The sequence below is a fragment of the Streptomyces sp. NPDC001401 genome, from assembly GCF_042895385.1.
Taxonomy (GTDB): domain Bacteria; phylum Actinomycetota; class Actinomycetes; order Streptomycetales; family Streptomycetaceae; genus Streptomyces.
This window is the reverse complement of sequence record NZ_JBIAWI010000033.1, coordinates 1-20,956: the sequence shown is the minus strand read 5'-3', so window position 1 is coordinate 20,956 and position 20,956 is coordinate 1. Positions and strand designations below refer to the sequence as shown.

Sequence of the window (20,956 nt, the reverse complement as noted above, 5' to 3'; positions counted from 1 at the left end):
CCGCTCGTGCTCGGGTTGTTGGCCGGGCTGCTGGGCACGCATGCTCTGGCTCCCTGCGGTGCCCTCCACGCTCACGAACACCCTGAGACGCGGCACACGACGGCAGCGGCGGTGGCACCCATGACGACTGTCCCGGAGACGGCGACCGTGGGCGGAGACCGGCGTCCACCGCCTATGTCAGCCACATCCTCGACCCCTGCCGATTCCCGGCCCGCATGATCCGCTGCACTCGAGCCCTCGATCGTCGCCGAACTCGCCGAACTGGCCCCGCTCATCGACGAACTCGTCGCCGCAGGGGTGAACATGACCGAACCGGGCGCCACTCCCCCCTCGGCCGCCGCCACGACCGGGGACACGGACGCCGACGCGGAGGCCACAGCGACGGGCGGGCCGCTGGCCGGCATGACGGTCGTGGTCACCGGCGCGATGACCGGCGTGCTGGAGAAGCTCAGCCGCAACCAGATGAACGAGCTCATCGACCGCGCCGGCGGCCGCTCCTCCTCCAGCGTCTCCAAGAAGACCACCCTGGTCGTCGCCGGAGACGGCGCCAGATCCAAGCGGGCCAAGGCCGAGGACCTCGGTATCCGCCTGGCCACCCCGGACGAATTCGCCGCTCTGGTGGCCGAGTTCGTCGACTGAGCCCTGTGCCGGGTGTGCCACAGCTCACCACGGTACAGGCGACGGGCCGGGAACACCCCGGGATGGTTGACCGTTCATCTGTATGTGGCTGCGGAGGGGACAGTGTCCCCGGGCCTCACCTATAGCCCATGGGGACGATCGTCCGGCTGAAGCCCCATGGAGCCTTCCGCCGAGAGGCGACCGCCCTCCGCACGTCACCGCGTTACGGCCCCGGCTGGTCTCCCCCGTCCAGCCGGGGCTTTCGCGTGCCGACGGCTGACGATGCCCGGTCAAGAACACCCGGGTCGTTGGCCGCGGCCCTTCAACACCTGCTCGCCTCAGCCGAGGTGGAGGGTGGTCAGGGCGGTGGTCCAGTCGGTAACGATCGCCTTCTGTGCGGCTGCGAGCGTGATTTGGCCCTTGCAGACCGCGGTGTGCAGCTTCGTCTCCACCGGGTCCTTCTTGTTGTTCACCCCGGAACCCTTGTGGTCGGGGTCGGCGGGCTCCACCCACAAGTTCCGGTAGTCGTTGGGGTCGCCGCCAAGCTGCAAGCTGATCAAGTGTTATCCGGCGTCGCGACGGCACGTGGAAGCTTATGCCCTCGTCAGAACCTCAGCGGTATGCCGCTGAGGTGGCCCATGGACGTCATGTCGTGACATCCGCGCTGTTCGGTGAAGCGTCTTCCTCAGCGTGCCGCTTCCGGGCGCCTCGCCCACCCGGACGGCTCATCTCGCGCCATTCCGGGCGCAGTCCAGTCAGGTTCGTGGTGAGGAAGTACGCGGTTCCAGAGGCGAGCAGCACTGGCACAAGTCCGGCAGAGGCCACCGCCGTCCCAGCGATCAGTCCGCCGAGAGGGATGCCGGCCCAGGCCAGCGAGTCACCGAGGGCGTTGACGCGGCCCAGCATCCGACGTGGGACCCGCTCGAAGAGGATGGCTCCCAGGACCGGGTTGAGGAAGCCCGATCCGAATCCACTGATGGCGAAGACGGTCAGTACCGCCCCCAACGGCGCGTGGGAGGCGAGGATCAGGAATCTCGGTGCTCCGGCCAACAGGAACCCCGTGAAGAACACCGCTCTGCGCGGCAGCCTGTGGGCGGCCACCGCAGCGATCAGGCTTCCACCGACCGCGGTGGCTCCCATCATGCTGCCGGTCAGGCCGATCGCAGTCGGCCCGTTGCCGGATTCTCTGGCCCAGACCGGCATGAGCACGGTGGTGAACGCTGCGTCCAGCAGGTTGGTGATCCCCACCATGACGATGACGGTGAGCAGCAACGGCTCGCCGCGCAGGAACGTGAAGCCCTCGCCAAACCGCCGCCAGTAGCCTGGCTTCGTCTCGCCGCTCTGCGATGAGCCTTCCTCCACTGCCTGCCCCATGCCGCGAGGTAGCGCCAGTGCGATGATCACCGATCCGAGAGCAAAGCAGCCCCCGTTGACCACGAGCCCGGTCAGGGGACCGAGCAGTGCCACCAGCGAGCCGCCGGCCGCCGGGCCAACGGTGGAGGCTAGCCGCTCGGTCACGCCGGACAGACCGGTTGCCCGCTCCAGCGGCACCCGACCGCGCTCAGCGGCTTCCGGGACCATGACCTCCTTGGCCAGGTCGCCGGGGCCGCGGACGGCGCCGATCAGCGCGACCAGGGCCAGTAGGAGCGGGAAGGACAGCAGGTCCAGGGCGTGGAACAGGGGAACCGCAGCGGCGGCCGTTGCGCTGGCCAGATCCGTGGTCCAGGACACGGCCCGCGGCCCGATCCGGTCCACCAGTGGCCCGGTGAACGCCTTGACCACCACGTAGGGCGCCATCTCGCAGAAGGCCACCAGTCCGGTCTGGGTGGCGCTGCCCGTCGTGACGAGAACGAACCAGGGAAGTGCGACGGCCGATATCCGCGTACCGGTTAGCGACACGGCCATGGCCGCCAGCACCCCGCCCAGCGGGCGTAAGGACCGCTTGCTGGGTATGCCGTCGGCGTCCGGGACACCCTCCGTCATGACGTCTCCGATCCTGTTGCCTCCCGAGGAGCGGAAGGTGTGGCCGACCTGGCGGGCGCATCCAGCTCAGGCAGGAGATGAGTGACCACGCCGACCCGCTCGGCTCCCTCAGGGGCACTCGCCGCCGCCTCCGCCGTATCTCTCCGGTAACGGGCGATGACGTCCCTCAACTCCTGCCGCAAGGCGACGGCCTCTTCAGGTGTGAGCCGCAGGGCCCAGTCGCTCATGTCGAAGGTGTCCCGCCACGCACGCGGCATCGTCTGCAGCTCATTCAGAGTCTGCTGAGTGCGGAGGGTGTAGGTGGCGGCGACGGACTGCAGGTAGGCCAGTGTGGCCTCGGGCTCTCGATCAGCCAGGTCCCGATCGTTGAGCTCCGTCATCTGATGCACCGAACGCCACCAGCGCTCCCGTGCGTTGCCGCGCTCCGCGTCCTCCTCGACGAAACCGGCCGCGCCGAGCTGGCGCAGGTGATAGCTGGCCGTGCCGGAATTGACGCCCAGCCGCTCCGCAAGGCGGGTAGCTGTCGACGGGCCGTACTTCCGCAGCAACCCGACCAACTGCACACGGACCGGGTGCGCCAGTGCGCGAAGCCCCTTGGCATCCAGAACAACCGCGTCCGCTTCGATGTGCGGGCCATCCGGTCCCGCGCTCATGTCAGTCATGTCGAGCACTCTAGACCGCAAAGGGTTCTTCGCAAAGCTTTCTTCGCGAAGAACCCTTTGCGGTTTCGGCACGCTGCTGCAGACATCCAGATGGCATTCAGGGGTGGCGTCGAGCGCAGCAGGGGCTTTGGCACGCGCTATCGCCGACACGTCGGTCTCCTCGAGCTGCGTCATCCAGCTTCCGTCGCAGAGTGAGGAGTTCGCCGTGGGCGACTTCCAGTGCTTTGCGGAGTTCGGTCACCTCTTGGTGGTGTGTGCGGCGGGCGTCGGCGAGTTGTTGGCTCAGTCGACGGACCAGGGTGCTGGAGGCCGCTTCGACGTCGGTGGCGTTGGACTGTGCGGATGGTGCGGCCCTGCGGGTTCGGCGGAGTGCCTCGACCTGGGCCCGGAGGGCGGGGTGTCGGTAGATGAAGTCGGTGGAGACACCGGCTGCGGCGGCCAGGCCGGTCACGGTGATGGGCGTGTTGTCCTTGCGGGCTTGTCGGAGAGCCTTCTGCACGGCTTGCTCCGCTGCGGTGCTGCGCTGCCGGGCGGCGTCGGTGAGGGCTTGAACGCTGCGGTTGCGGCTCATGGGGCATGCTCCGGGGTGTCGCCTGGTAAGTGGTCCTGGCGCTGCTGGGGTGCGCCGGCTCCGCGGAGGGGGACGATCGTGCCGTCGTCGCATCGGACGGAGTCGATGGCGTGCAGGATGGCGGTGAGGGCGGTGAGTTCTTCGGTGCGGCCCTTGAGCCAGACGTTGTCGTCGGTCATGGCTTCGCCGAATCGCCCCTGGTGGGCGGTCTGGCGGCGCTGGACGAGGTCCCGGGTTTCGTCGCGCTGCCGCAGCAGGGCATCGGTGAAGGTGGCGTCGGTGACGAATTTCGTGCAGGACAGGCATGCGTTGCCCTTGTCGCAGGCCTGCCGGGGCGGGAGGGTGCAGTAGCCGTTGGGCAGAACGCGGTCGGTGCGTCGGTCGAGGGCCAGGGCCTCGAAAATCTCGGCCGGGTCGCGCTGGTACTCGCGCCCGTCGGCGGTCACCTTCTTGTAGCGCAGGAACTCCTGCTCGGCGACGGTCGAGAGGGTCTGGGCGTAGTGGAGGAACATCGTCGGGGTTTTGTGGCCCATGTAGCGCATCGCGACGTGCAGCGGGACGCCGGCGTTGAGCAGGTTGGTCGCACGGGTGTGGCGGAAGGTGTGGGTCCGGGAGATCCTGACGCGCTTGCCCTGCTCGTCGCGCAGGTCGATCCGCTGGGCGAACTCGGCGAACTTCAGGTGGACCGTGGACTCAGGGAAGTTCCGGTCGCCGTTGCGGTTGTGCCTCCTGGCGAGGAAGAGGTACTTCGGGGCCACGTCGGGCCTGCCGTGGTCGGTCATGAACGTCTTGGCGTAGTCCTGCTGCTGGCGGATGAGGTCGACGACCTCCTGGTCGACGAGGATGGTGTTGTCATCGGTGATGATCTTCGTCTGCTGGTAGCGCAGACGGGCGACGTGGCCGCCTGGGTCGGGGAACGGGATGGCGATGAGGGGATCGAAGTCGAGCATGATGACTTCGTTGATGCGACGGCCGGTCCTGATCAGCAGGCCCAGGATCCGCACGAGTTGTTCCTCGCCGAACCCGCCTTCGTCCTTCGGCAGCGCGAACAGCTCGCTGTGCTGAGCGATCGTGCTGATCACCGCGTCGGAGAGGATGATGTCCGCAGGCGGCGGTTTGACCCCGGTGGGTTTGTCGCCGAAGCGGAACAAGGCGGCGTGCTGCGGTCCCAGGCGCAGCCAGCGGGGCTCCTTCAGTTCGGTGGCCGCCGACTGGCGCTCTTCGAACAGGAAGCGGTAGAGGCCCTCCGGAGCGGTCATGGCCGCCCGTCGATGGGTGGGGGCCAGCGGCTGGCCCTTGGTGGGGCCCTGGGCGCACTTCTGCCGCCCGAGCCACTGCCGGAGATCCTGGACCCATTGGCCGAGCTGACGCTCGTCATCTGTCAGGTGCGGCCCGTCGCAGCCGACGCGATCGAGGTACCGCTGGAACCAGACCAGGTTGTGCTGGCGGGTGTGGACCGTGGTCCAGACGAACACCTCACGCTCCAGTTGCCGGGCGAGCCACCATTTGGCGGCCTCCCGCAGCCAGGGGGTGGTCAGGTGGCTGAAGTAGACGAGGTTTTGTCGTCGTGGTTCGTGCGGACGTAGGGGGATCCGGGTGTCCAATACCGGGTTCCAGACGTTGAGTTCCCACCAGTCGCCCCGGTGGTAGGCATGGACGAGGACGTCCAGGAAGCGGCCGAGCGAGGAACACAGCCGGTTCAGCTGATTCGGGGCCAGAGGGTCGCCCCTGCGTATCCGGATCTTGCGGATCTCGTGGATCCACTCGTCGCGGGAAAGATCGAGGAGACTTGTCAGGCCACCGTGGCGTTGGCCGGTAGCGACCAAAGCGATCTGCTGGGCGAGCTTCGCCGTGGCCTCGGCGTCGATGTTCATGCCCAGTTGCACCTGCCGCTCGATCGCCCAGGCGAACTCGGTGGCCATGGCCGGCGGAAGGCTCTGGAAGTCCATCGCCACGCTCTTGTCGCGCCTGCGGTAGCTCTCGCCGTTCTGCAGGATCGCCTCCAGCCAGTGCGCCGGCATCGTCGCCCGGGTGAAGTGCAAGGTCGCCCGCACCTCCGGCGGAAGTTCCGCCGCCAGCCCCTGGTTGATCTCCGCGCTGAACAGGGCCTGCCGGCCCAACGCCGGATCCGACTTGGCCGTGCGCCGGGCCGTGAAGAGCTCACTCTCGCTCATGCTGTTGCTCCCCATCGGGCCACCAGCGTCTTCCAGTCGGCGGCGGCCCGCATCGCGGCGTCCTCGGTGACATGGGCGTAGGTAGTCATCAGCGTGTGGATGTCCCGGTGCCCCAGGCGCCGCTGGACCACGTGTTCCGGCACCCCGGCCAGAAGCAGCGCGGTCGCGTGCGTGTGCCGGAACCAGTGGGGAGTCCATCCCGGCGGCAGCAGCGGATGCCGCCGCTTGAAGCACTCGATCCAGTCGTAGATCGTCTCCGGCCTCAGGGGCCTGCCGAACTCGCCTCGGTAGAGGTTCACGAAGACCGGCAGGTCGTCCTGGACGTCGACGCCGAGCTCGACGAGGAGGAACAGGTATTCGCCGTAGAGGTCATCGAGCTCGTCGCTGATGTACACGCGGCGGTGCTGCTGGTTCTTCGCCCGCAACCGGCGACGCCCGTCCTCCAGCGGCTGCACCTCCACGAACGCGGTCGTTCCCGTGCCGGGCTGCCAGTCGCGGTGCCGCAGCAGCAATGCCTCAGCCAGACGCAGACCCGTCTCCTCCAGCAGCGTCCAGAACAACCGAAGCCGCAGATCACCGCACCAGCCCGTGCCGCGTTCAAGCCGCCCCGCGTCATCCTTGATCACTTTGATCTGCTGGGGCGTGAGGAACGGAGGCGGACCCTTCGGCCCACGACGCCGACCGATCACCCGGCGATCCTGCCCGCCACCGAGATGCCCGAGAAACGACGCGTACCGGCTGCGGGCCTCCATGGACCCGCCCCTGACGTGCTCGTAGAACTGCCGAGCGGCTGGCACCCCCGTCACGATGGCGTGGTAGCGGTAGAAGCCCAGCACCGAACTCAAGCCCACATCGACCGTGCTGCTGGCCGCGGTCTCCTCCGGCCCCAGCGTGATCACGGTGGAGTCCCTGCCCCGGTCACGCAGCCATCGCTTGAACCGGGCGAGATCGTCCACCCTCACACGGCTCCAATCCAGACAGGCGTCCTCGAGCATCGACCACCAGGACGCAAGGCCCTGCGCGTAGAGGCGCACGGTGTTGGGGGAGTAGTGCTCCTGCCGCAGGTACTCCAAGTACGCCTCGACCGGCTCCACGACCCGCCATTGCCGGTCGAGAACGACGTAGGTCACCTCATCGCCGATCACGACGCGTTGCCGAACTGCCATAGCGGCGACCGTAGAAACCAACTTCCGCCCGGGGGACGGGATCGTCAGCGACGTCACCGTCACGAGCGAATTACCCCGGATAAACACCTCTGAGGGCCACGAAAGTGGCTATGGGCCGATCATTGACGTCGTCAGCGGCACCCAGAACCAACACCGGACAACAGATGATCGTACTCGGCAGACCTCATGGGGCCGGTGTAGCCGTAGGAGGCGGCGTTGAGCTTCTTCTCCTTGCCGGTCACGTACGCGGGCGGGCGCACCCCGGAGGTATATCCGCCCGTGCGGCAGATCGTCGACTTCAGGTTCGCCTGGGTGACCGCCGGGGAGATCGCGCCCGGTGTGCACTCCGGGTCCTCGAGCGGCTCCCCCTTGACGTACCTGTAGTGGCAGGAGCCGGCGGCAGGCTGCTGCTGCACCGTGTAATGCTTCTGCGGCCCCGCCCCCACTGCGATCGGGCCGGACGACCCACCGGCCGGCGCAGTCGTGCCCGATGCACCCGCTCCCGGGTTCCGGCCTTCAGACGACGTCGACGTGCCGAGCGAGCCGGACTTACAGCCCGCCAGCAGCAGGCAGGCGAGCACCACGGTGGCGGATGCGGCGCGGCGGGTGGAACGCATGATGACCCCTCACGGGCAGGCGACGGCTGAACAGATGCTGCCCTACCGGCCCGGGACGACACCGCGCGGGGTCCCGCGTACAGGCGCACGGCCGCGCGCCTCCGGCAGCCGATCAGGGAAACGCCGCGAGCCTCATCCCGGTGACGGCGGGATGAGGCTCGCGGATGTGACTATGCCGTGACGAACGGTTCTTGATCTCGCCTTCGGCAAGGCGCCCCGAGGGGTCAGGCCCGACGAGCGGGCCCGCGGCGGCGACGAAGCCCCAGTAATCCGCCAGTTCCCGTACCAGTCGCTGTACGGCACCATCACGTCCTCGTACGTCATCGCCTTCAGCCAGGCGCGGTATCCGGGTCGAAAGGTTTCCCTCTCGTCCCACCGCGGCCCTGACAACTGTCAGGGTCCGCCCCGTCCCCGGGGCCCCTACAGTTCTGAGCATCGGCCACACCGTTCAGGGGGAACTCGCCATGACCACTCACATCTTCGCCAGGGCCGCGCTCGTCGGCGCCGGAGTGCTCGCTCTGCTCGGCCCGCTCACCGCGGGGACCGCTGTTGCGTCCTCCGCAGGCGAGCAGGGTGCCGCCCGCGTCATGGCCGCGCCGTATGCAGTCGTGCCGTACGAGACCGTCAACGTCCGCTCGGGGCCGGCCCGTGCGTTCCCCACGGTTGGTACCGTGCCGGGGGTGAGGCGCGCGGCGCCTACTGCTGGGAGTTCGGTGAGCCTGTCAGCGACTACGGCTTCACCAACAGGGTCTGGGTGAAACTCGCCGAGGGCTACGTCAGCGCCGTCTACCTCAAGGGCAACGAGTACGGCGACCTGCCCGCCTCGGCGAGTTGCTGACCCATGCCACGACACCGATCAGCCGCACCACCGATGAGTAGGCCGCGGTAGTCGGTCCAGGCGAAACTGCGTCTGCCGCGACGCTGGCGGTCGACGTGTCGTCTCGGCCGGTAGATCAGTAGGTGTCTTTCTTCCTGGCGCTTGGGGTAGCTGCGGTCCGGCCGTCGACGCCACCGTGCGGTCGGCGAGACCAATGCGGCACTGGGGTTCTCACTTGAGACCAACACGACTCCGGCGCGCCCCCGCATGAGCCACAACTCCCGTACAGCCAGGCCCTTGTTTTGCGCATCTGAATCGGTGACCGCTTCAGAGGCACCAGATTCTGGTGATGAGGAGGAGAAAGTGCGTAAAGCCGTCATCGGCTTGTTCGTGGCACTGGCGGCTGTGCTCGCGGTAGCCCCGCTTGCCGGCGCCGACCAGCCCCAGACCGTCGCCTGCTGCGGCGGCACGGGGGGCTTCTAACTAGAAGGGACCTCGTCAGCGGAAGCGCTGGTGCAGGTTCCCTTTAACAAAGGAGATGTGATGCGTAAAGCCGTCATCGGCTTGTTCGTGGCACTGGCGGCTGTGCTCGCGGTAGCCCCGTTCGCTGGCGCCGACCAGCCCCAGACCGTCGCCTGCTGCGGAGGCGGGCCCGGCCACCCGTAGAGGGCACTCGCCGTTAGTTCGATGCTGTTCGAGGGTCCGTCAGTTCTCTGGCGGGTCCTCCGCGTCGTTCGGAACGGTGTCCAAATGGAGGCGCGCCTTCCGTGACAAGCTTCGGTTCCGGAGTCTAATTCCCGGAACGCCACTCGTGCGTCCGGTTGCCGTTTGGGTCTCTCCCTCTCGGTCGAGAAGAGGGGCCCTTCTCGTTCTCCGTCCAGGCCCCCGGAGCCATGCCCGGGGGCTTCCCCTTGCTGTCCGGGCCAGCTGCCCACCACTGCATGTCGAGCCCGACCGGATCCGGTTCGCGGCCGGGTCCTCCGGGGAGCTTCGTGATCCTTCGGTAGCTTGGCCGCTAGGCGTCTTGGACGAACTTGTAGGTGAGGAAGGCCAGGCCGTCACCGATGGTCCTGGTGTCGACCAAGCGCATCGTCTTCTTGCCGCTGGCCTCGCCGAAGAACCGTTCGCCGGTCCCGAGCACGACCGGGAAGACGACCAGCCGCACCTCGTCGACGAGGTCGTGCTCGATCAGCGTACGCCCGAGCCGATAGCTGGCAGGGACGATGATTTCTCCGTCCAGCTCCTGCTTCAGCTTCGAAACCTCGGTCACGACGTCGCCCTTCAGAACCGTCGTGTTGTTCCAGTCGGGTTCCTCGAGGGTCGAGGACACGACGTACTTGGGCATGCTGTTCAACCGGTCCGCCAGCTCGCCGCTTCGGGGCTGCCACCGCACCCCGAAGAACTCGTAGCTTTTGCGACCCAGCAGCCATGCCTGGGCGCGTAGCGCCTCCTCGAGCGCGACCTTGTTCCATTCTTCGAGATCCTTGCCCCCGAACTGGACGAACCAGCCGCCCAGCTCGAAGCCCTCCTGGCCATCCGGGTCCTGGACCACTCCATCGAGCGAGACGTTCTGCGGTCCGCTCATCACGATCTTTCCCATTCCGCTCCCTCCTTCGCGCCGGCGTTGTCGTCGGCCACGTAGGTAGAGGCGCCGCTGCGCTGGGAAACTGGGCGCCCGCCGACCGCCCAGTTCGCCCCTCGGCCGGCGCCTATACAGGAGGGAAGTGCGGCAGGATACGGGAAGAAGGTGACGGTGAGGATGGCGGCAGCCGATCTGATCGCAAGGGCGCGGGCCGGGGACGGGCAGGCGTTCCGGGAGCTGACCGAGCCCTACCTTCGAGAGCTGCAGGTGCACTGCTATCGCATGCTCGGATCCTTCGAGGACGCCGAGGACGCCCTCCAGAACACGCTGCTGACCGCCTGGCAGAGCCTCGGCGGGTTCGAGGGACGCGCCTCGCTGCGCACTTGGCTGTACCGGATCGCCACCAATCGGTGTCTCGACGCGCGCCGCGCGGCCAGTCGGCGCCCGGCCAAGGAGTGGGACGTGCCAGGGGTCGAACCGCCCGAGCCGACCCGGCTCGGCGAGGTCGTATGGCTGCAGCCGTTTCCCGGTGCCCTCCTGGAGGGTGCGGTCGAGGTGCCGCTCGGCCCGGAGGCCCGCTACGAGCAGACCGAATCCGTCTCGCTGGCCTTCATCACCGCCCTTCAGATCCTGCCGCCCCGCCAGCTCGCCGTCCTCGTCCTGCGCGATGTCCTGGGATTCCAGGCGAGCGAGGTGGCCGGGATGTTGGACTCGACCGTCGAATCGGTCAACAGCGCCCTCAAACGAGCGCGCGCCGGCCTGCAGCGCCACCGACAGTCGACCGCCGACCACCAGCCGCCCCCCGCCGTCGGCTCGCCTGCCGAGGACGCGATCGTGACGAAGTTCGTCCATGCGTGGGAGTCGGCCGATATGGGTGCGCTGGTGGCCCTCCTGACCGACGACGTCTTCATGTCGATGCCACCGATGCCCTTCGAATACCAGGGCCGGGACGTCGTGGCCCGCTTCTGCGCCAGCCTGTTCGGCGCCGGCCGCAGGTTCGACCTCGTCCCATCGCGAGCCAACGGCCAGCCGGCATTCGGGGCCTACCTGCGTAACCCCAACGGCATCAGCCACGGGGTCGGCCTCTACGTCCTCACTCTCACCGGCGATCGGATCTGCGCCATGACCCGATTCGACAACAGCGTGCTCCCATGGTTCGGGCTGCCCCGATCACTCCCGAGCCGATAGCCAGATCATCGACCCTCCACGAGGGAGGACCACTGCACGACCCCGATCCCGCGGTCCGGCACAAGGCCGCCAGGCGCTGGTGCGACTGGGAGGACAGCCACATCGCCGTCCGCTCCGACCACCAGCCGGACCCGCGGTATGCCGACGAGGCATTCCGCATGCGCTTCGCACGCCTGGTCACCCACTCCACGCTGACCGTGCGCTGCCGGGACAGGGCTCACTCCTGGCGGCCTATCAGCAGATGTTGCGGTAGGGGAGTTCCGGGAGGTACTCCTTCCACTCGGCGTGCGTCAGCCCGCCTCTGGTACGGCGACAGGTCCGTTCCGCGATTGAGGTCAGGGTGGTGGGATAGCTGTGCAGCGGCACATAGCGTCCCGACGTTCGAAGCGTTCTTCCGTCTGTATCGAAACCCACGGCGAGGAGGGGCTCGTTGGCAGTCGGCAGCGCCGAGCCCAGCCGTTGGCCGGAAGAGACGTCCCATAGTTGGAGCGTGCCGTCGCCCCCTCCTACGGCAAGGGTGTGACTGTCGGGAGAGAAAGCCAGGGCCCGGACGGATGCCCCGGAGTCCAGCTTCGCGTCGGTAAAGGTGCCGGCCATCGCTGCGAGGCGGTGGGTGGCCCGATTGTCCCAGAGAGTCACCCGCCCGGATTGGTCGCCGGCGGCCAGGTAGCGGCCGTCCGGGCTGAAGGCCAGCGCCGTCGTAAGGGATTGCGTCAGGCGGCGGCTGACGATGTGTTGCGAGCCAAGATCGACTAAATGTCCGTCCGAGGTGGCAAGGGACTTGCCACCAGGTTGGAAGGCCAACACATCGCCGCCGACTGGCAGTGTCCCTGTCCTCCTGCCGCGTGCGATGTCCCAGATTTCGGTGCGGTAAGCGTCCATCATCCGGGAGACCAGCAGAGTTCGGCCGTCCGGGCTGAGAGCGAGGGCATGGATGATGCCCCCGGCGTTGACAGGCAGGCCGAGATTCAGAGTGGCACGGACACGGTGGCTCCGGATGTCCCACACTGTGGCTTGCAGCATGGCGTGTGAGCCCTCGCCGACCCTGGCCGCGTATGCAAATGTCTTGGCGTCAGAGCTGAAGGCAATCAGATCTCCACAGCCTGGCGCGCTGTTTCCCGGGTCAGCAGGGTCTCTTGGGCAGGAGCTCACGCCGGTAAAATCGGCCGAGCCACGGCCGGTTCTGGCGTCCATCAGACGGAAGTGGCTCGCATGCCCGCTATGCAGCATCGTTGCAAGCATCCGGCCGTCCGAGCTGATCTGGGTCTCCTCTACCGGTTTGTCGACCCAACCGGAGGTAGTCTCATCGCGCGCTGACACCGCGCGCATCAGCCTTCCCGTGGCCGAATCATTCTCCCCTGTCTGCGTGAGGTAGCGAACAGTACGGCCATCCGGATCCAGGCCGAACTGCGTGATACCGACGAGGCCGGAAACAACGGACGGCAGCGGGTAGCGGAAAACCGGCCCGGATGCGCCGGCCGACAACCTCCACAACCGGACCTGGTGATCGCTGGCAGTCGCCACGAATCGACCGTCCTCGCTGAATGCCATGTCCGTGATCTCGGAAGAGTCCTCCGCGTCGTCGTCACCGAAGCGGCTGGGGACGGCATAGCTCTTGGCAGCGGAGCCTCCAGGCGCCAGGTTCCACAGACGAAGCCCTCCGTCGGGCATGACAGCCACGATCTGGTGGCTGTCCGGACTGAAGAGGGCAGTGACGCATCCGCCATCGCCGGGGGCCGTGGGGGCGCCGGGGATAGGGAGTGTGCGGTGCTGGGCCATATCCCATACCTGCAGCGGCTGGCCTGTCTCGCACACAGCGGCCAGGCGGTCGTCGGGACTGACGATAGCGCCCTGGACGCGCGGCCCCTGTCGCTCGAACAACAGCCGGTGCCGTCGCCAGTCCCACACTTGGACACGAGGCATGTCACCGGCGATGTCAGCGACGTCGAGTGTGCGCCCGCTGGGGCTGAACTCCGCGGATCCGCCGGTGTGGAGCTCTCCGGATCCGCTGCTGTGGAGGGGGATGGCGGCCCCGACGTACCGGCCTGCGGCAATGTCCCACACCTCCGCGCTGTCCGACACCATCAGCAGGTGCCGTCCATCGGAGCTGACGCCGCTCGCAGCCACGGTGCCATCATCTCCCGGGCCACGGAAGGTGCCCGTCTCACGGTGCGTCCTGACGTCCCAGCGCACGACTCGGGCGCTTTCAACGACAAAAAGGGTGCGGGTGTCCTCGCTAAGAAAGTACTGGCTGTCCTCAGTGCCCGAGGGGGCGAACGTGTCCTCTTCCTTTTGTGCCAGGGCTCCGATGAGGGCGGAACGGGTCTCGATCGTGTCGGCGATCCTCTCGGCTGCGACGCTGAGCCGCATGGCCGTGGCCGGGTCGGTGTAACGCAGGCTCTCCGCGAGGGCGGCGATCCTGCGGGCAGTGGCCTGGGTGTGCTGCACGGTGTTCGTCTGGTTCTGCTGCCAGGCGATCAGCCCGGCTGTCAGGGCCAGTGCGACCAGGACGGACAGGACGGCGGCCAGGATGCGCGGGCGGGCGCGTTCGCGGCGCCGCGCTTCGAGGCTGGTGGAGAGGAACGCTGCCTCCAGGGCTGTCAGTGTCTGTTCCCGATCGTGGACGGGGACCGCCTCTTCCATGGTGGCCAGAAGCGTGCCCCGGAACAGGGCTCCGGAGTCGCGGTCCAGCGCGTCCCAGGCGGCGGCCGCCTCTGTCAGCCGGCGATGGGCACGCAGCCGTTCGCGGTCGGTGTCGATCCAGCTCCTGAGACGAGGCCAGGCGCTGATGAGCGCCTCGTGAGCAAGGTCGACCTGTTCGTCGTCGAGGGTGAGCAGCCGGGCACGGACCAGTTGCTCGATGACCGTCGCGGTGTCGGTGGCCTCGCCGAAGTCGAACTCCTCGCGATGGGCGGGTCTGCGGGTGTCGGGAGCGCCGTCCCCCGGGGTGACCAGGCGCAGCAGGATCCGGCGGGCGAGTTCGGCCTGGGCCGGGGTGAGCCGGGCGTTGACGTCTTCGGCGGTGCGGGCGATGGCACCGTGCAGGCCACCGGCCGCCTCATATGCCTCCAGGGTGAGGGCGCGGCCCTTGCGGCGCCGCCAGGTTTCCAGCAGCGCGTGGGACATCAGGGGCAGGGCGCCGGGCTGCCCTTCGACCTCGTCGAGGATGTGGGCGGTCAGGCCGCGTTCCACGATCATTCCTGCGGCCTGGGCGGGTTTGGTGATGGCCTCGCGTAACTCGTCGCGGCTCATGGGACCGGCCAGCACGGTCGCGTCCTGTAACGCGGCGGTCAGGGCGGGGTGTTCGGCGCAGCGGCCGAGGAAGTCGGCCCTCACGGCGATGACGACGCGCAGACGACTCGCGGCATCGGTGGCGGCCAGGAGCCGGTCGATGAACTGGTTGCGTTCGGACGGGTCGGTGCAGAGCGTGTAGAGCTCCTCGAACTGGTCGACGATCAACCATGTCTCGCCATCGGCGTCCTTGGGTATCAGCTGCGGCTCGTGGACGCGCAGGGGATGCTCACCAGGCGTGAGGACGCGCACGGCGGCCGGCCGCGGACCGGAAGCCTCCGGGCTGCGCAGGCGCGGGATGAGACCCGCGCGCAGCAGAGAGGACTTGCCGCTGCCCGACGGGCCGAACACCGCGGTGAACCGGCGGGACCAGGTCAGCGCGACCACGCGGTCGGTGAGCCCGTGACGGCCGAAGAACAGATCGGCATCGCCCGGCTCGAAACGAGCCAGCCCCCGGTACGGGGGCACCGCGTTCTCGTCCTCGGTGCGCGGCTCTGCCGCGGCCTGGGCTGCCGACTCACGCCAACGAGCCTCCCACTCCTCCGGATCGCCGCCGCAGGCACGGACGTAGGCGAGGACGACCGGCAGGGTGGGCAGCCGCTCACCGCTGGCTGCCTGCGACAGGGTGCTCACCCCCTGCCCGGTGCGCTGCGCCATCACCCGGTAGGTCGGACTCCCGGCCTCCGCCCGGAGTTTGCGTAACTCGGCTGCGAAGCGCGCCACCGGCCCGGTGCTGGGATCGAGTGGACTCTCCGGACGCCCCGCCATCAACAACTCACCCCTCTGGCCGTCCGCTTCCCCCGTGGACGCGGCGTTGAGGCCGGACAACGTACGCAACCTTCCGGCAATGGGGCAACCCGAAGCTACCTCCTTTGGCCAACGCCCCAAGGCCATGCCCATGGCCTGCAGCGCGGCCATTGTTCAGGATGGCAAAACCGGCTGCCCATTCAATTCCCGGCCCGCTGAACTCGATGACGTGATGGCAACGAGCACTGGCCGCGCTCTCATCCGAGGCTCGTCCGGTGACTCTCGCACGGCATCGAGAAAGGAGACGAAGTGCGCGCACTCAAGTCCATCGGGGTGGCCGCTCTTGCGTTGGCGGCGGGCACGGCCTTGGTCGTCACGGGCCCCGCCGACGCGGCCGGCCGCCAGTGGGACGGCAAGGATCCCATCTACAGCGGTTGCGCGGGTACCGGACGCATCGTCCACAAGAAGACCGACAAGTACTACAGCTCGCGCTACCACCTGCACGTGTCGGTCACCGCGTCGCTGTGGTACAGCCGCGGCTGCCGCACCGTGTGGGCCATGGTCGACGCCAATGTCCCAACGGACAAATGGAATGGCGAGGGGTGCAACATCTGGCGCAACAGTGACATGAAGCACTACGGCTGCAAGCACCGAACCGGCACCGTCGAGATGCTCTCGCCGATGCTCAACGACAAGAACACCACCGGCTTCGCCACCGCCTGGTCCTACGTCGGCAACGATCCCCACGAAATGTTCGCCCGCACGGGCTCGTACTGACGCTGAGATCCGGAGGGGCCGACCGACGCCGGACCGTCCGGCAGCGCCACGGTCGCCGACGAACTGCGCCGCCGCGACTGCCGCGGCCGGGCAGAGGCTCGGCGGGGCAAGCCTGATTCTTGCGCGGGGGTCGGCGCAAATCCGACCGCCGGCTACCACCTCGCTCGCCGGCGAACCCGGGGCAGACAACCGCTCGTGGCCCAGAACGGATCTGGGCTTTCTGTAAGCGATGAGCCCCACAACTGCAGGGCTGGTCAGCCCCGTTGAACTACTCCGCCAGGGCACGTCCTGCCAGGCAGTCCAGATCAGAGAAGAAGGGAATCAGCTCATGCAGGTACACAAGCGGCTAGCAATCGCCGCGACGGCGATCACCATGGCTGGCGGCCTGGCTGCGGCCGTCCCCGCTCAGGCAGACCCGCCTGCCCCCGCAGCAGCAGCGCAGGGAGCCAAGGCGGCTGAGAACGCATTGCGTTTTCCCGGCACCTACCGGTGGCTTCCGGAGCACTTCAGCGGCCCGTGCATCACCGCCCACGGAGGCGTGCGCAAGGGAGCGAAGGTCGACCAGTACCGCTGCGTCGGGGCGCAGAACCAGAAGTGGTACGTCGAAGCGCTCGACATCTACAACGCGTACCGGATCCACCCGGCGCAGAACATGGGCCTCTGCGTGGACATCCCCGGCAACTACCGCAAGGGCACACAGCCCATTCTGTGGAACTGCAACGGCCGCACGAACCAGAGCTTCCTGTTCCACTGCGCCTCAGGGCAGCGCCACTGTCAGATCTGGCCGTATTCCGGCGACCACCACGACAAGTGCCTGGCTGTGAAGGGCGGAAAGACGGCCAACAACACCCCTCTGATCCTGTGGCGGTGCAACGGAGCCCGGGACCAGAAGTTCACTTTCCGCTGACCGGCGTTTTCTTGGCCTGGGGAACTGGCCGGCGCGAGGGGACCGGCCAGCGCCTCAGACCATGAACGACTGTCGGGCAAGGGACGCAAGGCGACTCACGTCTGGACATCGCGCAGGCGGTGAGCAACGAATCCGCCGGGCGGGCGGTCACAGGCCGACCCGCCCGGTATCGCCCAAAGGCCACACGCGCAAACAGCGGGCCCGACTACCCACACACAGATACGAAAGGATCGTGCCACGTGTATCCGAGCAAGCACCCTGACGCGGTACTGGAATTCGAGGAGTACGTCCGTATCCGGCAGGACGGTCTGCTGCGCAGCGCCCGGCGCTTGGTCGGCGACCCGCTCGACGCCCAGGACCTCCTGCAGATCGCGCTCTTACGCACGTACCGCCAGTGGGAGCACATCGCCGACAAACGGCTCGCCGACGCCTACCTGCGCCGCGTCATGATCAATACACGCACCGAGTGGTGGCGGGCACGGAAGCTGGAAGAAGTTCCGACCGCACACATACCCGAGTCGTCCGTCAAGGACTCCAGTGACCAACACGCCGACAGGGCCCTGCTGACGGAAGTCCTGCAGAGTCTGGCCCCCAAACAGCGCAGCGTCGTCGTGCTCCGGCACTGCGAACAGATGACCACGGACGAGACCGCTGCCACTCTCGGCATGGCGGCTGGCACGGTCAAGAGCACGCTGCACCGGGCACTCGCCCGGCTCCGTCAGGAGCTAGAGCGCAGCTACCCATAGAGGCAGGTAGTGGCGCACGGGGTGATTTGCACAGCTGGTCGTGGGAGGACATCCGCAAGCAGCTCCTCGGCACCACCGGGTCCTGGCTGCCAATCGCGGTGGACGGGGTGAAACTGATCAACCCGGCACGGACGCCCACGATCACGCGATACCGCTACAGGGGCGACACAATTCCCACCCCAGGACGATCGCCTGACGAACAACTCACGGCAGGAGCTGTGGGGAGCCCGGTACTCGGAGGCGGGTACACCGGGCCCGGCGAGGCGTCCCACTAGTACTCGCGGCAGCGGACAGCCAGGTCATCGCCCGTACCGATCAGCACGCCGCCCGCCTCCAGCACCGCGCCACCGTGCTGGACCAGCGGGCAGCCCACGTCCCCGGCCCGCTCGGCGAGCGGCTGCGCGGCAACGCCGACGCCCACCACCGCACCCGCGTCACCCTCCAGGAGGGAACCGCATGAGCCCCGCACCCGACGAACGCGACCGCATCCGCGCGGCCATCGACCCCATCCTGCAAGGAACGCCGCAGCACTCCAACGGTGCCTTGACGGTCGTCGCCCTGGCCCAAGAAGCCGGCGTACCCAGCAACGCCAGCCTTCACGGCCTTGGTGAACGGACCGACTTCACGGACAAGGCGGAACAGGAAGAAGCCGCCGACCACTACCTCGAGGAGCACTTCGCCTCGCTGCTCTCCGCCCCGTTCCAAGCTCCTGCGGCGAACTGGGCCGAGCTGATCGAGGCGACGACGGCAGCCCACGACACTCATGTCTCGGCCCAGGAGGCCGCAGAGGCATGGATCACCACGCACCAGCCCGCCATCGACGAGGCGAATGTCCGAGGCACGCTGGCGGAGTACGCACAACTGCTGCAGGCCGGGGTGTGGGCAGCGCGAATCACGACCTCATTCTTCGAAGTTGCCCAACGGCTGCACGCCATCAGCTCCTCCCCGATCGGCGACGGAGAGGACTTCTGGAGCCGGCAGCCGCCACGTGACCTGATGCCGTTCGTGCCCGAACAGGCTGCCGGGAACCTGATGGCGCTTCAATGGCAGCCCAATCCCGGTGGTGACAGCGGATCGTTCAGCATCCTGTGGCTGCGCGGGGTCGGCCGCTGGCTGCTCTACCACCTCCATGATCTCCTGACAGCCGACGGCCAGCCCCATGCACGTCACACGCGCTAGCCGGATGGGTCACGGTTGACCCCGCTAGAAGCGACGATGTCGCTGTGGTCGGTAGGGCGCGGATGCTCTGATTGTCCTGTCGATTCGACGAGCATCGAACTGCTTGCTTGCTGCCGTGCCGTATCTGAGGCTGGCGCGGTCAAGGTCAACGAGTCTGGCTCAGAGGGAGTCAATAACCGTTGTGTCCTGGCCGGGGTCCGCTGGTCGAGTGAGTCGGCGTACCTCGGCGGAGAGGTTCCTCGTGGCAGCACGCACACTTCTGACAGTCAAACCTGTTCGACGGCTCATGGTGGCGCTGGTTTCAGCGGCACTTGCCCTAGCAGCAACTATCAGCGCCGCTCACGCTGACGCCAAGAACGTGCATTCGAATCCCTATGCCGCGCAGGCCAGCGAGCTCGGCCTCTCCTCGGCGCAAGCTGCAGACCTGCAGAAGCGCGTCGACTCCTACCTGGCGAGTCAGGGCGGCACCCAGGTTGCCGCAAACAAGATCCTCCTCAACAGCGGGGGCGATTACATCCTGCTTGCGTTGCCCGGGGAAAAGAATGCTCATGAGACAGCAGTTTCCTTGGCCAAGTCCGCAGCCGCAGGCGCGAGTTGCGACTACCTCTACTTCTGCGCCTACACGAATACCAACTTCAACGGCGACATTCTCGCCTTCAAGACATGCTGGATCCATGACTGGCACTGGCCGTACATCCACGGATCCTGGATCAATCACCAGACCCCCGGCACCCGAGTCGAATTCAAGAGCAGTGACTGGGTAACTCGGTGGACCTCTCCTGGCGCCTACAGCAGTGATGACGACGCTGACTGGAGCTGGGTCTGGCACGTGAAAGCCTGCTGACGCTACCAGCTAGTCATCTCTCCTCGCCAAGGTGGAGAGCAGACGACAGCGCTGCCCTGCTGGTCAACTCCAGCAGGGCAGCGAGCGTTTGAGTTCCTGGTGCTGCAAACACCGTTGCAGTACTAGTACTCCAGCAGCGTTTCGCTATCTGGCCTGGTCAGAAAGCGTCGCTCGGAGTGTAGTTGGCTGATGGCGTGTCAGGGGCGGTCTTGGCGGACCGCCCCTCCAAGGAGTGGATCCAGAACTGGCCGCGGTGCGATCCGGGCAGCTTCCCGACGGGATCGACGACCTTGCGGACGCGACCTGAGACCGTGAACTCGACGACCTCTTTCTCCGCATCGGCCACCGTTTCGGCCGCGCCGACCTGCGACGCCGCATGCGGGACTACGTCCGCGCACTGCTCGGCCCGGTCGGCCGCAAGAACGGCTGGCAGCTGGCCGAATACGCCGGCCACCGCACCCCCGACGGTGGCTAGGGCGGCGCCATTTGGGTCCTGGCGCGCATTCCGTGAAGGCGATCATGCTGCTCGCGCATAGGACACGGTGTGTGAGCGCCGGGAGGCAGCGACGAGCAGGACGCGTTTTCTCAGCAGCGGGAGTCCGGCGCGGTTGAACATCTGCCGTTTCAGCATCTTGAGATCGCTGACGCGGCCTTCGACGACGCCGGAACTCCAGTCGGTGGTGAACCCGGCGGTGACCGCGTCCAGGTCGGTGGCCAGTCCTTTAGCAAAGCCGGCAAGACCAGGCAGCCCACTGTTTGTGACCCTTTCTATCCAGGTCGGCAGTTCGGCGGCCTGGCGTGTCTGGAGCATCTGGCCGAGGGTGCGGATGTGTTCGTGGGCGGTAGCCAGTTCGGGACATGCGGCGAGCGTGAGCTTGAGCTGGCGGGTCTCCTCATTGCTCAGCGTGTCCGGATGGCGGGTGAGCCAGCCAGTCACCTGGCGGACGGTCGGTGGTTGCGGCGGTGGCGCGTCAGGTGTCGACGGTCAAACAATTCGGCTCTGTCGGAGATCTTGTGATGCGGCCTGCCCCGGCGCATCTGCTTCTACGCAGTCGTTCGGTGGATCAGTAGCGGTGGCCGGGCCAGT

General features: G+C 67.4%; 18 protein-coding genes and 2 pseudogenes. 8 read left to right on the top strand and 12 right to left on the bottom strand.

The features are described 5' to 3' along the window. Window positions 1-234: 234 nt before the first annotated feature. Window positions 235-639, top strand: a pseudogene (locus tag ACFY10_RS52930) (BRCT domain-containing protein); the annotation flags it as partial. A gap of 317 nt (window positions 640-956) precedes the next feature. Here ACFY10_RS52930 and ACFY10_RS52925 read toward each other — a convergent pair. From ACFY10_RS52925 to ACFY10_RS52890, 8 genes and pseudogenes are all read right to left on the bottom strand, one after another. Continuing rightward, window positions 957-1,181, bottom strand: a pseudogene (locus ACFY10_RS52925) (hypothetical protein); the annotation flags it as partial. Between the two features lie 82 nt (window positions 1,182-1,263). Next, the gene (locus ACFY10_RS52920; protein WP_390672608.1) at window positions 1,264-2,601 is read right to left on the bottom strand and encodes an MFS transporter; all 1,338 of its coding nucleotides are present in this window, start codon (window positions 2,599-2,601) and stop codon (window positions 1,264-1,266) included. Further along, window positions 2,598-3,263 (bottom strand): ArsR/SmtB family transcription factor, encoded by a 666-nt coding sequence (locus tag ACFY10_RS52915; RefSeq protein ID WP_390672634.1) that lies wholly within the window; start codon window positions 3,261-3,263, stop codon window positions 2,598-2,600. Before ACFY10_RS52915 ends, ACFY10_RS52920 begins: the two co-directional genes overlap by 4 nt. A 97-nt stretch (window positions 3,264-3,360) precedes the next feature. Further along, window positions 3,361-3,834, bottom strand: coding sequence for a DUF6262 family protein (locus tag ACFY10_RS52910; RefSeq protein ID WP_390672607.1), 474 nt, complete (start codon window positions 3,832-3,834; stop codon window positions 3,361-3,363). After that, complete coding sequence (locus ACFY10_RS52905; protein ID WP_390672606.1) at window positions 3,831-6,008, bottom strand: tyrosine-type recombinase/integrase; 2,178 nt, start codon at window positions 6,006-6,008, stop codon at window positions 3,831-3,833. The genes ACFY10_RS52910 and ACFY10_RS52905 overlap by 4 nt, the downstream gene beginning before the upstream one ends. Next, entirely contained in the window at window positions 6,005-7,174 is a 1,170-nt protein-coding gene (locus tag ACFY10_RS52900) for a tyrosine-type recombinase/integrase (protein WP_390672605.1), read from the bottom strand. Before ACFY10_RS52900 ends, ACFY10_RS52905 begins: the two co-directional genes overlap by 4 nt. A 131-nt stretch (window positions 7,175-7,305) precedes the next feature. Next, a complete protein-coding gene (locus tag ACFY10_RS52895; protein WP_390672604.1) occupies window positions 7,306-7,791 on the bottom strand; it encodes a hypothetical protein in 486 nt (161 codons plus the stop codon). Between the two features lie 472 nt (window positions 7,792-8,263). Next, window positions 8,264-8,452 carry a hypothetical protein gene (locus ACFY10_RS52890; RefSeq protein ID WP_390672603.1) on the bottom strand — a complete coding sequence of 63 codons (189 nt, stop codon included), beginning with the start codon at window positions 8,450-8,452 and terminating at the stop codon, window positions 8,264-8,266. A 699-nt stretch (window positions 8,453-9,151) separates the two neighbouring features. Between ACFY10_RS52890 and ACFY10_RS52885 the strand changes: the two genes are divergently transcribed. After that, window positions 9,152-9,274 carry a hypothetical protein gene (locus tag ACFY10_RS52885; protein ID WP_390672602.1) on the top strand — a complete coding sequence of 41 codons (123 nt, stop codon included), beginning with the start codon at window positions 9,152-9,154 and terminating at the stop codon, window positions 9,272-9,274. 349 nt (window positions 9,275-9,623) lie between these two features. On the opposite strand, the gene ACFY10_RS52880 is transcribed toward ACFY10_RS52885, so the two are convergent. Then, window positions 9,624-10,208: a dihydrofolate reductase family protein gene (locus ACFY10_RS52880; RefSeq protein ID WP_390672601.1), complete on the bottom strand. Its 585-nt coding sequence runs from the start codon at window positions 10,206-10,208 to the stop codon at window positions 9,624-9,626. Between the two features lie 159 nt (window positions 10,209-10,367). Here ACFY10_RS52880 and ACFY10_RS52875 point away from each other — a divergent pair, with 159 nt between their 5' ends. After that, window positions 10,368-11,378, top strand: a complete 1,011-nt coding sequence (locus ACFY10_RS52875) for a sigma-70 family RNA polymerase sigma factor (protein ID WP_390672600.1) — start codon at window positions 10,368-10,370, stop codon at window positions 11,376-11,378. Window positions 11,379-11,612: 234 nt separating this feature from the next. On the opposite strand, the gene ACFY10_RS52870 is transcribed toward ACFY10_RS52875, so the two are convergent. After that, entirely contained in the window at window positions 11,613-15,497 is a 3,885-nt protein-coding gene (locus ACFY10_RS52870; protein ID WP_390672599.1) for a helix-turn-helix domain-containing protein, read from the bottom strand. 228 nt (window positions 15,498-15,725) lie between these two features. Between ACFY10_RS52870 and ACFY10_RS52865 the strand changes: the two genes are divergently transcribed. The 3 genes from ACFY10_RS52865 to ACFY10_RS52855 all read left to right on the top strand — a co-directional run bounded on the left by ACFY10_RS52865 (window position 15,726) and on the right by ACFY10_RS52855 (window position 17,846). Continuing rightward, the gene (locus ACFY10_RS52865; protein WP_390672598.1) at window positions 15,726-16,193 is read left to right on the top strand and encodes a DUF2690 domain-containing protein; all 468 of its coding nucleotides are present in this window, start codon (window positions 15,726-15,728) and stop codon (window positions 16,191-16,193) included. Between the two features lie 328 nt (window positions 16,194-16,521). Beyond that, window positions 16,522-17,100 (top strand): RICIN domain-containing protein, encoded by a 579-nt coding sequence (locus ACFY10_RS52860; RefSeq protein ID WP_390672597.1) that lies wholly within the window; start codon window positions 16,522-16,524, stop codon window positions 17,098-17,100. Between the two features lie 239 nt (window positions 17,101-17,339). Then, window positions 17,340-17,846, top strand: coding sequence for a SigE family RNA polymerase sigma factor (locus ACFY10_RS52855; RefSeq protein ID WP_390672596.1), 507 nt, complete (start codon window positions 17,340-17,342; stop codon window positions 17,844-17,846). Window positions 17,847-18,117: 271 nt separating this feature from the next. Here the strand turns inward: ACFY10_RS52855 and ACFY10_RS52850 are convergent, their stop codons facing one another. Next, the gene (locus tag ACFY10_RS52850) at window positions 18,118-18,267 is read right to left on the bottom strand and encodes a hypothetical protein (RefSeq protein WP_390672595.1); all 150 of its coding nucleotides are present in this window, start codon (window positions 18,265-18,267) and stop codon (window positions 18,118-18,120) included. Window positions 18,268-18,302: 35 nt separating this feature from the next. On the opposite strand from ACFY10_RS52850, the gene ACFY10_RS52845 reads away from it, so the two are divergent. Both ACFY10_RS52845 and ACFY10_RS52840 read left to right on the top strand, forming a co-directional pair. Continuing rightward, on the top strand, window positions 18,303-19,025 hold the full coding sequence (locus ACFY10_RS52845; RefSeq protein ID WP_390672594.1) for a hypothetical protein: 723 nt from the start codon (window positions 18,303-18,305) through the stop codon (window positions 19,023-19,025). A gap of 241 nt (window positions 19,026-19,266) precedes the next feature. After that, entirely contained in the window at window positions 19,267-19,869 is a 603-nt protein-coding gene (locus ACFY10_RS52840; protein WP_390672593.1) for a hypothetical protein, read from the top strand. 517 nt (window positions 19,870-20,386) lie between these two features. Here ACFY10_RS52840 and ACFY10_RS52835 read toward each other — a convergent pair. Next, window positions 20,387-20,806: a transposase gene (locus ACFY10_RS52835; RefSeq protein WP_390672592.1), complete on the bottom strand. Its 420-nt coding sequence runs from the start codon at window positions 20,804-20,806 to the stop codon at window positions 20,387-20,389. Window positions 20,807-20,956: the final 150 nt, after the last annotated feature.